This window comes from Nostoc sp. DedQUE04, assembly GCF_034530995.1.
Classification (GTDB): Bacteria; Cyanobacteriota; Cyanobacteriia; order Cyanobacteriales; family Nostocaceae; genus Nostoc.
Genome location: NZ_JAVRCA010000020.1, coordinates 14,804 through 28,451, shown reverse-complemented (window position 1 = coordinate 28,451; position 13,648 = coordinate 14,804). Strand labels below are relative to the sequence as shown.

Here is a 13,648-nt window from a genome sequence, read left to right as displayed (position 1 = left end):
ATGCACCCCAACCGGAAAGCAAAAGTTACTTTTCAAGAATCTGTAGTATTTCGTAGAGAAGGACAGAAAAGGAAGAAAAAATAAATAAATATAAACATTTAACATCTAGATTTTTAATTTTCAAAAAAGCGATATCAGCCGTTCAAGGTTCAGGACTGGAGACTATAGAAAGAGCTAGTTGATATAGTTGGCGACGGGGAAGGGAAGTAAATTTTGCTAACTGACGGCTAGCTTGCGATCGCGATATTCCTTGACTAATTAACTGTTTCAACTCGGCTATCAATTCTGCTTCTGTCAGTTGGGGCTGACTGGCTGGAATTCCGGCTACAACTAATGTATATTCACCTTGGGGTTCTCGTTGAGTGTAGTAAGCGATCGCTTCGGCAATTGTCCCCCGCCAAAATTCTTCATACAATTTAGTTAACTCCCGTCCTAGCACAATTTGGCGATCGCTTCCCCAAACAAGAGCTAAGTCTTGCAAAGTATCTCGCAAACGGTGCGGCGATTCATAGAAAATCAAAGTGCGAGATTCTGTTTGCAGAGATTCTAAATGTTCTTGTCTCTGTTGAGTTTTCGCTGGGAGAAAGCCTTCAAAGACAAACCGATCTGTTGGTAATCCAGCTGCACTCAAAGCGGTAATTGCTGCACTAGCGCCAGGAATGGGAACTACAGGAATTCCCGCTTCAATACAAGCTTTCACCAGTTCATATCCAGGATCGGAAATACCTGGCATCCCCGCATCACTCACCAGAGCGATCGCTTTATTATTAACTAAATGCTCTAATAATTCTGGAATCCGGCTGGTACGATTGTGTTCGTGGTAACTCACCTGGGGTGTTTTAACTTGAAAATGCTGTAGTAGTTTCCCAGTATGACGCGTGTCTTCCGCAGCAATGATATCCACAGTTTGCAAAATTCGTACCGCCCGAAAGGTGATATCTTCCAGGTTGCCAATTGGTGTGCCGACAACGTAAAGTGTTCCTGGTTTTGGATCGGTTTGCATGAGCAAGAGTTAGGAGTTAGGGGTTAGGAGTTAGGAGTTAAGAGTTAAGAAGTCAAAATAATAATTTACGTCTAATAGGAATTAAGTATTGGTAACACTCCATACTCTAATTTTGTTTTTTTTAAACCGACGAGAGTTTCTAATATCATGTCCGCCAAATTACCCATAATAAAAGAACCCCACCCCCAACCCCTCCCCGCCTGCGGGGAGGGGAGACAAAGCACAGCTTTGGCGGGGTGGGGTTCTTCGGGTTTAATAAGCAATCAAGCGGACATGATATAATTCATCAATTTCAGTGATTTTGGGTATTTCTGATCTTTGAAGACGCGATAAATCGCGTTTCTACAACTGGCTTTTGGGCTTATATTGCGTTCTATCTTATTTCAATAATCTTAGTCCACTGAGGGTAACTAATACTGTGGAACCTTCATGGCCAATGACGCCGATGGGTAGGTTAATATTTCCGAGAAAGTTGCCGACTAAAAGCAACATAATGAAACTCAACGCTACAACTATATTTTGTTTTACTATGGCTTGCGATCGCCTGCCTAAATCTATCGCTACAGCAATTTTTTCTAACCTATCTGCCATCAGTACGATATCTGCGGTTTCTAATGCCACATCACTACCGGATACTCCCATTGCTATACCCACAGATGCTTGCGCTAAAGCTGGTGCATCATTAATGCCATCGCCTACCATTGCCACAGTTTGATATTGTTGCTGTAAACGGCGGATAATATTCAGCTTATCTTCTGGTAGAAGTTGGGCATATACCCGATCGATTCCTACTGCTTTGGCGACACTGTGAGCAGTTTCCTGATTATCGCCGGTTAACATGACAATTTGTTCAACTCCCAATTTCTTCAAGCGGGTAATGGTTGCGGCGGCTTCCGCTCTTACTTCATCTGCAAGAGCAATTACACCCATCACCTCTGCTCCCCTCCTCGCTTGCGGGGAGGGGTTGGGGGTGGGGTTCTTCGCTACCCAAACCACAGTTTTACCTTCTTGCTCCCAAGATTGAGCCATTTTTCGCAGTTCTTCAGGTAAATTTGTGACATACTGCTGTACAAAAACAGCATTACCCACAATCACTTGTTGTTCTTGAGCAATTCCCACAATTCCTTGTCCCGGTATGGCTTGCACTTGGATTGCATCAACCAAATCCAAATCGCCCTTCGGGTTCAACAGTTTCGACTCGACGGGAACCGCCTTTCCTTCTCTTCGAGAGGCTGCGCCAACGGAACGCTTCGCGAACGCGGAGCGTCTCGCAGAGAAGACTCGAACTGTTTCACCAGCCGCTTGTACAATTGCCTTACCGATGGAATGTTCTGAATAGGATTCCACGCTAGCGGCAGCTTTTAACACATCTTGTTGCGTGTATTCACTAATTGAAAATACTTGGAATACCTGCACCTGTCCTGTTGTCAGAGTACCAGTTTTATCAAATGCGATCGCTCGGACTTGGCCAATCTTCTCTAACTGCGCCCCATTTTTAAACAAAATTCCCTGTCTTGCACCGTTGGCGATTCCTGAAAGCAGGGTAGGCATAATTGCAGCCATCAGCGCACAGGGAGAAGCCACCACAAGGAAAGTAAGCGCCCGATAAATTGTTGTTTCCCAATCCCAACTCCAAAGAAATGGCGGTAAAGTTGCCAGTAATATCCCAGCTACTACAATGACTTTGGCATATCCTTTCTCAAAGCGATCGATAAACTCTTGCGAAGGAGGTGCTTGAGTCTTTGCTTGTTCTACTAAACGAATTACACGCTGGATTAAACTGCTTTGGGCTGGTTTGTGTACCTTAATCTGCAATGCACCATAGCCGTTGAGCGTGCCGGCAAATACTTCTGCGCCCACTGTTTTCTCTACAGGTAAAGACTCGCCTGTAATTGCAGCTTGATTGAGGGTACTGTAACCAGATAAAATTATCCCATCAGTAGGAATTAGCTCTCCAGGTTTGACAACAATTTCATCACCCACCTTTAACTGACCGATCGGAATTTCTTCTTCTCTTCCCTGAAGTAAAACCCTTGCTGTATCTGGTGTTAAACTCATCAAACTGCGGATACTCCGCTCAGTTCGCTGCATTGCATAGCCTTCTAATGCGCCACTGATGGCAAAGATCAGAATCAAAATTGCCCCATCAATAATTAGATGATATTCTCTTCGCCATAAGCCAAGACTAGCAGCACCTATGGCGGCGACAATCATCAGCAAATCTACATCGAGTTCTTTTTCTTTGAAGAGAGTAGTCAATCCTTCCCGCGCACTTTCGTAACCACCAATTACATAAGCGGCGGGTAGTAGCAGGAATGCTAATCCCAAAGCGCCGAGATGTAAGGCGAACCATCCGAAAAATAGCAGTAAGCCACACAAAAGGGCGGCTACGGTATCTCCGTGTTCTCTGGTGAATTGGTTCAAACGTTGGGAGTAGAGCATGAGAAGTGAATTAACAGGGACTCTCTCACGCTAAACCTTGACATTGATGTTAATGTCAATAGTGTAGGAGTTAGGAATGAAAACTTACATACTGTTAGTAAATTGTAATTTTTGTAATCTATGGCAATACATTGTAAGGATAAAACTTGATGCTAAAGCGAATCTATATTGATAACTTTCGTGGCTTAGGAAATTTTGAACTTAATTTTGACTCAATTAATTTGTTTATCGGTGAAAATGGTTCAGGTAAATCAACTGTTTTTGAGTTTTTGAGAAAAATTCAAGACTTTTTAACTATTTATTGTGATGTAGGAAAGGTTTTTCATTCTTCTGACTGTACACGCTGGCAGTCTTCACGAATTCAACGTTTTGAGTTAGAGATTTCTGGAAATGGTGGCGATTATAAATATGAACTTGCTATTGAACATCATATTCAACATAATTGTCATGTAAAATATGAGCGTCTCTATTTCAATAATAAGACTTTATTAAATATTGAAAACGGTAAGGGGAACCTGGCTAAAGACGATCATTCATATCTATCTGATTTTCCATTTTCTACCTCTCATTCTGCAATATTATTTTTTATAGAAAGTTCCAATACAAAACTGAAGTGGTTCAAAAATAGAATAGAACGTTTAATTATTGTACAAATTATTCCTAACTTTATACAAAATACTAGTCTAAAAGAAGAAGTAAAATTAAATTGGAAAATGGATAATTTTGTTTCTTGGTATCGTTATATTAGTAATCAAAAAGATAAATTAGTCGAAATTACTAAGGTCTTAAAAATGTTGTTTAATGGATTTATAGGGTTTAAGTTTGAACAGATAAATGATGATTGCGTAATTTTAAAATTACAATTTTTAGATTATGAAGATAAAACACAAATTATTGATTATCCTTTAAGTGAATTATCTAATGGACAAAAAGCGCTTTTTGCTCTTTATACTTTGCTGTATTATACTGAATCTGAAGACTATACATTATGTATAGATGAACCAGAAAATTTTTTATTCTTATCAGCAATTCAGCCTTGGCTAATTGAACTATATGATTTTTGCAGTGAAGGAAAATTACAAGCTTTGCTAATTTCTCATCATCCTGAACTAATTGATTATCTTTTAGCATCATCTATAGGTTATTGGTTTGAACGTCAAAGTAATGCTTCTGTACGGGTGAAAAAAATTAGTAATGAAGTAGCGGAAAATACTGGATTAACCATTTCAGAACTAATTGCACGGGGATGGCTTTATGAGCCAACGTAGAGTACAGATTGTGATTCTCTGTGAGGATAGACAACAAGAAGTTTTTGCTCGTCATTTTTTGAAAAAGCTAGGGTTTATTTTAGATAGAAACGTCAGAATTAAAATCTGTCCAAAAGGGGCAGGAGAACAGTTTGTAAGAGCGCATTATACCCCAGAAGTGAAAGCATACCGTAGCAAAAATTATCGCGTAGGAATGCTTGTGGTTTTGATTGATGCTGATAAAAAAACGGTAGAGGAAAGGCTGAAGCAATTAGATGATGCACTGATAGAAGATTTACAGCAGATTCGCCAGTCTAAAGAAGCGATTGCAATATTTATCCCCAAAAGAAATATTGAAACTTGGATACATTATTTACAAGGTGAAACTGTTGATGAAGAAATAGAATATTCAAAATTAAACAAGGAGTCAGCTTGTAAACCCTACGTGGAAAACTTGGTAAATCAGTATTATCAAGGTTTGGATGAAAATGCACCGCCATCTCTCCAGGCGGCTTGTGAAGAGTTACAAAGAATTTTGCCGTTGTTGGAGTAAATCATGAACCCTGGTAGCTTAACTATTAAAGAACTCACTGATGCAGTTGGTGGAGGTTTAACTCCGCGAATGGTGCGACATTACCATCAGTTGGGGCTGCTACCGCAACCAGTGCGATCGCGCAGCAATTACCGTCTCTACACCAAAACAGATGTTCTCAGGTTGCAACGGATTGTCGCACTTAAGCAGCAAGGGTTTCAGCTAAATCATATCCGCAATATTTTGGAAGTGGAACCAGAAGCCGACACAACGGTTAACCTCATGGGACAACTTCAGCAGCAATATCGGGCGGTGATGCAACAAATTTCTCAACTGCGACAAACTGCATCAGCATTAGAAGGATTATTGGGGCGCGATCGCCATTGTCAAATTATCCAGGCGGAAGTTTTGGCGCAACTGAAGTTACTCGATGTTGAAACTCAAGCTGGATTGGGAGGATTGGAAAATCTCTGGAGTGGTTTGGATGCCGAAATTCATACCCACTCGGAAGCTTTTACTGAATCGCTACAACGCTTACTACCTAATTTGTCTCACCGTTCGGAAATTGAACAGCATTTAATTTCTCAGTTGGTTTTGGCTTGTGGCGATGTCAGTTTAGTATCGTTTGTGAAATTGAGTCGAGAGGCGATCGCAGCTAGTCGAGAAGCTTTATCTGCAAGTTGTGAAATTGTTGTCGATACCCAAACGGTTGCTGCTGCTTTGGATCAAACCCGATTACTTCACTTGGGATGCCGCACCGAAACCTTGATTGATAACCCCCATATTACCACCGCCACTGAAGCAGAACTCGCCTTTTGGCAAGATCGAGAATGGCGAACAAAATTGCTGCAAGTAAGTAATGGTTGTGTGTTGGTAGTTGGTTATGCTCCCTCAGTACTTCTGGAAACTTGTAAAGCCATTGCTAACCAAAAAATTCAGCCTGCATTAGTAATTGGAATGCCCATTGGCTTTAGTCATGCTCCCGCAGCCAAGCGACAACTGATGCAACAAGGGATACCTTTTATTACAGTTGAAGGGACTTTGGGAGGTGGTGCTTTAGCTGCAACTGCCCTAAATGCTTTGGTGGAGTCACTAATAGATAAGCCAGATTGTCATTGTTATCTCAAATAAGTGCTGAACAATAAGTATTCATTTAAGACAGTCTCAGTGAAACGAGTTTCAAAAGCCTTGCATGAAAAAGCACTCAACACTTAGCACATAGAACTCATAACTCAGCACTCATAACTCATAACTCATAACTCAGCACTCATAACTCAGACTCAGCACTACTGAAAATAATATTGTTAAATAATATTGAATTTGCTACACTTTACCAGTTTTAGTAATTCAATAATTCATAATCGCGGTCATAAACTACCAACTTGTGTATGAGAGGATGTTTGAAAAGTCATGATTGATGTATTAAATATTTTTTACCCCACCCTAACCCTCCCCTTGTAAAGGGGAGGGAAGTGGATTTTTGGTTTCCCCCAATGTATCGGGGGGATTAAGGGGGTAATTTTAATCACAGCCAACCACTTTTCAAACAACCTCTAAGTTGCAATATAACTTAGAAGAATTTATAGTAAACAGACTTTGGCAATTAGAGTATAAATTATCATGCTATCCAAGCTAGAGCGAAGTATAAATCAGCATAAGTGCTTTGAAGTAATTAGAACTAAAGATAACTCAGATGTATAATTAGCCCGTCTCCTCCATAATCTTTATAAAGATCGCGATTTAGGACTGGCAGGCTTTCTATTTTTTACTTTAATTAAGGGGCTTATGTGGCAACAAGAAAAAAAAGATACTTTGATAGTCAGACTGTTATTATGGGTTGCCTTAGCTACAACCCCGATGGCAGCATCTCTGGTGGTATCAGCTCCGATGCTGGCACAATCTACACCTGAAGCTACCTCTTCGCCACTGCCACAAACAGTGCAGAATGAACCGATAGTGCGGATTGACGGTTCCAGTAGCTTGAGTGCAATCAACCAAAGCCTGAAAGAAAGTTTTGAAAAACAGTTTGTCGGTAAAAAGGTTGAAGTTGCTGCTAACGGCACTGAGAAAGCGCTGAAAGACTTGCTAGATGGCAAAATCGATATAGTCGCAATGGGGCGCGGGTTAACGCCAGCAGAAAAAGCTCAAGGACTAGAGCAAGTTCGTTTGCAGCGTGAGAAGATTGCGATCGTGGTTGGTGCAGAGAATCCTTTCAAAGGAAGCTTGACTAGTAGGCAATTCGCCCGGATTTTTCGGGGACAAATTACAAATTGGTCACAACTGGGAGGGCCTTCAGCCAAGATTCGGTTCATCGATCGCCCGAACACGAGTGAAACTCGCAATACTTTTCGTACTTATCCAGCCTTCAAAACTGCTGAATTTGCTACAGGTGCTAATGCTACCCAAGTAAGTGACGATAATACCGCAGAAATCATCAAACAACTGGGCAAAGACGGTATCAGCTATGTGTTAGCTAATCAGGTATCGAAGTTGAAAGATGTGCGAGTTCTGCAATTACATCAAGCCTTGCCAGCTGATGCGAGATATCCCTTCTCGCAACCTTTAGTTTACGTTTACAAAAAAGATCAGAGTTTAACCACAGTAGATTTTCTTGGCTTTACCCTAGCACCCGCAGGACAGCAGGCTATAGAAAAAGGTAGAACTGCCGAAGCCGAGGCGATCGCAGCCAGCGTCTTACAACCTGTTGCAGCTGCTCCAGGTGTCCAAACGACACCAGCACCTACGCCTTCCCCTAGTGCCACTAGTTCTGCATTTGGCGAACAGCCCTTTGTGGCTGCACCTACACAAAGCGCTCCAATTGTAAATAAAGAAACACCATTGTGGTTGCTGCTACCTGTCTTTTTTATAACTGTAGGTGGCTCTGTACTATGGTGGATTCTCAAAAAACCCCCATTGCCCCCTGAGGAAACAGACAATTTACCAGAATCAAATCCTCATCCACCCAATGGAGAAACGGCGGCGCTCGATCCCAGCACAGTTTCCTCCCTGAATGGAACGACGCTGGAGGAACAAGCAGTACCGGACTTTCAAGAGCAAGAAAACCCCGATCGCACTCCTTTCAACATCTACGCTCAAACACAATCCGATCTGGATCAAAATGCTACTCAGGAGACAGCAAATTTAGTCCAAGAGACAAGTAATGGTACTTCTAACCTCTATGAAGGTGCGACATCGAGCGTAGCGAATGGCTCAGAAAATAACAATTTGGGAGCCGCAGCTTTAGGTGGTGCGGCTATAGCAACAGGTATCGGGGCGGCTACCTGGTCTACCTTTAACAACAAAGAAAGAGAACCAAATGCAACTGATGAGACATCCGAACTAAGTAATTATACGGAGACATACACTCCTGAGTCTGATGAAATTGCATGGGATATAGAAGCTCCGGCGGCTGTAGTAAATACTTCATATCCTTACCCAGGTAATATTCCAGAAGAGTTGTCTGATGTGGAACTGCCTTCATCTGAGGTGACAGCCCCACTCCCGGAATTACCAGATGTGCCACAAGCATCATCTGATTTTGGATACTGGGACACAGCAATTAGTGAAGATCGGGCAGACGAGGAACTTCAGGCAGAATTGAACTGGCTAGAGAGTATCACCTCAACTGAAGATACAGCCTCAGTTGATGAATTGCCTTTAGTGGAATCTGACGAAACGACAGCCGATGTGGAAGCATCAGAGACAGATACATCTTCACTGCTCGATTTACCAGAATTTCCAGAAGATGTATTGAGTAAAGATGCATTGAATGTGGTAGCGGACGCAGCCGAACCCACTTTAAGTTGGCCAGAGTCAGAACTTCCTGCCGAGCCGACTGTTGAAGAAGCTAACTCCACAGATTTGGCCGCAGCCGCAGCTTTAGCAGCAGGCGCGGGAGTTGGCGCTTGGGCTAGCACTTTTGGAGCGGATGCTCCAAATGAGACGATTGCAATTGATGCTGATGAAGAAAGTAGTATTGTGCTTACACCGCATACTTATACATCGGCTCATGTCTCTTGGGAGATTTCCCCAGCCAAGAAAGCAGAACTGTGGCAACAAGGCGGTACTCAATTGGCAGTGCGGCTGTATGATGTGACTGGCATTGATTTGAGTTATCAAACTCCGCAGCTGGTGAAGCAGTATGAATGTGCAGAGACAGCACACGATCGCGTTGTCGAAATTCCCCAGAGCGATCGCGACTACATAGCTGAAATTGGCTATCTCGCTTATGGCGAACACTGGTTACTCATCGCCCGTTCTGCAATTGTTCGTGTCTTCAGTCCTGTGAATCCAGAACCCATAGTTGATGATGTGGCAATGGCAGGCGAAACAGCTATTGGTTTGGCAGATACTCAAGAAGAAAGCAGTATTGTCCTCACACCAGATACTGATGGATCGGCTCATGTCGCTTGGAAGATTCCCGAAGCCAAGAAAGCAGCCCTGCGGCAACAAGGCGGCTCTCAATTAATCGTGCGACTGTATGATGTAACTGGCATTGACTTGAGTTATCAAACTCCGCAGCTGGTAAAGCTGTATGAATCTGAAGAAACAGAAAACGACGGATTGGTGGACATTCCCCAGAGCGATCGCGACTACATAGCTGAAATTGGCTATCTTGCTGATGGCGATCGCTGGTTATTCATCGCCCGTTCTGCGATCCTTCATGTCTTCGGCCCTGTGAATCCAGATCCCGTAGTTGATGATGTCGCAATCGCTGATAAAACAGATGTTGATTTGGTAGATGTCGAAGAAGAAAGCAGTATTGTCCTCACACCCCGCACTTTCCAATGGGCTGAAGTCTCTTGGGAGATTTCCGAAGCTAAAAAAGCAGCACTGAGACAACAGGGCGGCTCTCAATTGGTAGTGCGACTGTATGATGTGACTGGAATAGACTTGAGTTATCAAAATCCTGAGTTTGTCCAGCAGTATGAATGTGAAGAGACAGCACACGATCGCTTTGTAGAAATTCCCATCAGCGATCGCGATTACATAGCTGAAATTGGCTATGTCGCTGATGGCGATTGCTGGTTATTTATTGCCCGTTCTGCGATCGTTCGTGTCTTTAGTCCGGTGCCTACAGAGCCGACAACAGATTCCACTGTTGAAAATGTTGTACCATTAGTCAGCGAAACCGCTATTGGCTCGGCAAATGTAGAAGCAGAAACTACCCCAGAAGAAAGTAGTATTGTCCTCACACCCCGCACTCCCAAGTGGGCTTATGTCTCTTGGCACATTTCCAAAGCTCAGTCTGAAGCACTACAACAACAGGGCGGTTCTCAATTAGCAGTGCGGCTCTATGATGTGACTGGCATTGACTTGAGTTATCAAAGTCCTCAACTTGTCCAGCAGTATGAATCTGAAGAAGTAGCACGCGATCGCTTTGTGGCGATTCCGGTGAGCGATCGCGATTACATGGTTGAAATTGGCTATATTGCTGATGGCGATGCCTACGGCGGTGAACTACGTTGGTTACTCATCGCCCGTTCCGCTAACGTCCGGGTTTTCAGTCGTCCCCACGGAGATTTTTGGTTCGTGGCTGATGCTGAGTTAATTATTCACGGAGCAACTCAACCAAATACCAACGTAAACATTGGCGGCCATGCCATCAAAATCAAACCTGATGGTACTTTCCACCTACGTCTTCCCTTTTCAGATGGTTTAATGGACTATCTCATAACGGTAGCTGCTGATGGGGAATCCACAAGAACTATTCATAAGAAGTTCTCTCAGGAAACTTCCGAAAGCTAATAAGCTAAACCACATCTAGTTTGCATAATCTGAAATTGTACATTTATTGTGGGGTGGGCGTCTCGCCCGCCCAATATATGCAAGTTAAATGTGGAACAGTTTATTACCTTGAGTTATCTCCTCTAACCCGAATGGCACTAACAAAAGCCCAAAAGCTTATGTCGTCTTGTTCCCAGCCTAGAGGCTTGAGAATGTATCTAAAGTGGGCTTCTGCCTCTTGTCAACCTACTAGAGGCGGAGCCTCACAGAATGGGTTAAGAGCCTAGAGGCTCTTAACCAGTTAGAGCAAGGGCTGTATATTTATTAGTGCCATTCTCCTCTAAACCAATTCTCCCTTTTCAGGGGTGTAGGAAGGGGGGATTTTATTATGCCAACTTTCGTTTTCATCCCTGTTAGGGGAAATGATTATAATACGATTCGATTAAGGTTTTTTGATGAAAATTATAGATCGCAAAAATGTGATAAATCATCACAAAGACACGATTCATCGCGTATTGTAGAGACGGCGATTCATCGCGTCTGTATATCAAAACGGCGATTCATCGCGTCTTTTGCTCTAGAAAAATTTCTTGAGCTAGACATTTCCTAAATGCTAACGTCTACAGGTGACACAGGATTTGGAGCGTTTTTTTAACTATGAAACATAGACATAAAGTAGCTTTTAGCTTAACATCGCTGATTGGTCTTAATTTAATCTCTAGCTTAGTTGTATTTGATGAGGCGAACGCTGCACCACCAAGAACCCCAGACAAAAGTGTAAATTGTGAGATTTTAGTTGTGGGTGGTGGACTTTCTGGTGTAGCCACAGCTTATGAGGGTTTGCTAGCAGGGCGAACAGTTTGTCTGACGGAAATTACAGACTGGCTGGGAGGACAAATTTCTGCTCAAGGAACATCTGCGTTAGACGAACGCCCAACTCAACGAGCTTTAAAATTCTATTCTCGCGGCTATCTGGAATTACGAAATCGGATTGGACGTAAATACGGTAAGCTTAACCCAGGTGACTGCTGGGTAAGTGAATCGTGTTTTCTTCCGCATGATGCTCACGCCATTTTGACCCAGATGCTTAAAGATGCCGAAAAGCAGGGCAAAGGGAAATTGCAATGGTTTCCCAACACAGTAATTAAGGATTTGGAAATCGCTGCTGATGGCAAAATAATTAATAGTGCGATCGCAATTCAACATCAACCACCAAAAGGCGCACCACCTCTCAATACTTTTACGTTATCTCAAAGTATTGAAGATTCTTATAGCTACGAAAACTCGTCTCGGTTTACTAAAACGATTGTCCGTTTCATCCCCAAAGCAACGGAAGAGAATGCTCCTAAATGGTATGTAGTAGACGCTAGCGAAACCGGAGAAATTATCGCCCTTGCTGATGTTCCTTACCGATTAGGTATTGATGCTCGTTCTTACCTAGAACCTTCTGCTTCCAGCGCTAATAATGACCCCTATTGCCCTCAAGGTTTTACCTACACCTTTGCAATGGAGTCCACCAAGGAACCGCAACCGCAGACAATGCCTGCATTTTATCCCCAATATGCGCCATATTTCAGCTATGAATTAACGCGACTGGCTAGCTTTGATTTAGTTTTTACCTATCGTCGCATCTGGAGTCCAAATAAAGGGAAACCAGAAAAATTCGGCGGTGTAAGTTTTGATGCTCCTACACCAGGGGATATCTCGATGCAAAACTGGACTTGGGGTAATGACTACCGCCCCGGAACAGCCCAGGATAACCTAATTTATACCCGCCAACAATTACAAAGTACCGGACAGTTAGAACCAGGGGGTTGGATGGGAGGACTGCGGACAGAAACTCTCCGCAAGGCTGAGGAAAATGCTTTATCTTTTTATTACTGGCTGGTAGCTGGGACTACAGATTCTCAACTAGGGGATAGTGTTAAGAAGCCGCAAACTAATAACCGCTTTGTTTCCGGTTTAAATTCACCAATGGGGACAGCGCATGGTTTATCAAAATATCCCTATATGCGAGAAGGACGGCGGATTATTGGCCGCCCCAGTTGGGGACAAGCCGAAGGCTTTGGGATTGGGGAAATTGATATTTCCCGCCGAGATTATAATGATGAGTATTACTCAAAGACTCTGCCAGCAGATATGTATCGTCGGCTACGAGCAGCAGTTGCAGGTTTAGAAGCAATATCAGTAATTGACGGTAAAATTCCACCAGACAAAGCAATGCGACGGACTCGTTCTACCATTTTCCCCGATGCTGTGGGTATTGGTCACTACGCCATAGATTTCCATCCTTGCATGGTGAATAGTCCCGCAGAAGCCCCTGGAAACACAGAACGTCCCGGCGAAAGACGTGGCGCAGGTCAAGCTTACCCCTTCCAAATTGCTTTGAGGGCAATGATTCCCCAGAAAATTGATAATTTGCTCGTAGGTGGCAAAAGTATTGCAACTAGTCATATTGCTGCTGCTGCCTATCGAGTACACTCATTTGAATGGTCGGCCGGCGCAGCTGCGGGAACTGTAGCTAGTTTTGCACTCAAAAATGCGATCGCACCTTACCAACTAGTTGATGATTTACCTAAACAAGAGCCACAACTAGAAGCACTCAAACGGCTTTTGCAACAAAATGGCAACCCTACAGCCTTCCCAGATACATCTATTTTTAACGAAAACTGGGATAATTGGAAATAGTTTGTCATT

7 protein-coding genes are annotated in these 13,648 nt (G+C 43.1%); 5 read left to right on the top strand and 2 right to left on the bottom strand.

The features are described from left to right. Positions 1–142 precede the first annotated feature (142 nt). Both rsmI and RM049_RS16005 read right to left on the bottom strand, forming a co-directional pair. Entirely contained in the window at positions 143–1,003 is an 861-nt protein-coding gene (rsmI, locus tag RM049_RS16010) for a 16S rRNA (cytidine(1402)-2'-O)-methyltransferase (RefSeq protein WP_322673641.1), read from the bottom strand. Between the two features lie 378 nt (positions 1,004–1,381). Further along, on the bottom strand, positions 1,382–3,445 hold the full coding sequence (locus RM049_RS16005; protein WP_322704881.1) for a heavy metal translocating P-type ATPase: 2,064 nt from the start codon (positions 3,443–3,445) through the stop codon (positions 1,382–1,384). Between the two features lie 149 nt (positions 3,446–3,594). Here RM049_RS16005 and RM049_RS16000 point away from each other — a divergent pair, with 149 nt between their 5' ends. From RM049_RS16000 to RM049_RS15980, 5 genes are all read left to right on the top strand, one after another. Continuing rightward, positions 3,595–4,713 (top strand): AAA family ATPase, encoded by a 1,119-nt coding sequence (locus RM049_RS16000; RefSeq protein ID WP_322704880.1) that lies wholly within the window; start codon positions 3,595–3,597, stop codon positions 4,711–4,713. Beyond that, the gene (locus RM049_RS15995) at positions 4,700–5,245 is read left to right on the top strand and encodes a hypothetical protein (protein ID WP_322683331.1); all 546 of its coding nucleotides are present in this window, start codon (positions 4,700–4,702) and stop codon (positions 5,243–5,245) included. Before RM049_RS16000 ends, RM049_RS15995 begins: the two co-directional genes overlap by 14 nt. Positions 5,246–5,248: 3 nt before the next feature. Continuing rightward, positions 5,249–6,355, top strand: a complete 1,107-nt coding sequence (locus tag RM049_RS15990; RefSeq protein ID WP_322704879.1) for a precorrin-8X methylmutase — start codon at positions 5,249–5,251, stop codon at positions 6,353–6,355. Positions 6,356–7,009: 654 nt separating this feature from the next. Then, positions 7,010–10,972, top strand: a complete 3,963-nt coding sequence (locus tag RM049_RS15985) for a DUF4912 domain-containing protein (protein WP_322704878.1) — start codon at positions 7,010–7,012, stop codon at positions 10,970–10,972. A 636-nt stretch (positions 10,973–11,608) separates the two neighbouring features. After that, the gene (locus tag RM049_RS15980) at positions 11,609–13,639 is read left to right on the top strand and encodes an FAD-dependent oxidoreductase (RefSeq protein ID WP_322704877.1); all 2,031 of its coding nucleotides are present in this window, start codon (positions 11,609–11,611) and stop codon (positions 13,637–13,639) included. Positions 13,640–13,648 lie beyond the last annotated feature (9 nt).

What these genes read in the sequence shown, in the direction of transcription:
- RM049_RS15980 (WP_322704877.1), top strand. Translation starts at nt 11,609, where the DNA reads ATGAAACATAGACATAAAGTAGCTTTTAGCTTAACATCGCTGATTGGT.
- RM049_RS15985 (WP_322704878.1), top strand. Translation starts at nt 7,010, where the DNA reads ATGTGGCAACAAGAAAAAAAAGATACTTTGATAGTCAGACTGTTATTA.
- RM049_RS15990 (WP_322704879.1), top strand. Translation starts at nt 5,249, where the DNA reads ATGAACCCTGGTAGCTTAACTATTAAAGAACTCACTGATGCAGTTGGT.
- RM049_RS16005 (WP_322704881.1), bottom strand. Translation starts at nt 3,445, where the DNA reads ATGCTCTACTCCCAACGTTTGAACCAATTCACCAGAGAACACGGAGAT.
- rsmI (WP_322673641.1), bottom strand. Translation starts at nt 1,003, where the DNA reads ATGCAAACCGATCCAAAACCAGGAACACTTTACGTTGTCGGCACACCA.
- RM049_RS16000 (WP_322704880.1), top strand. Translation starts at nt 3,595, where the DNA reads ATGCTAAAGCGAATCTATATTGATAACTTTCGTGGCTTAGGAAATTTT.
- RM049_RS15995 (WP_322683331.1), top strand. Translation starts at nt 4,700, where the DNA reads ATGAGCCAACGTAGAGTACAGATTGTGATTCTCTGTGAGGATAGACAA.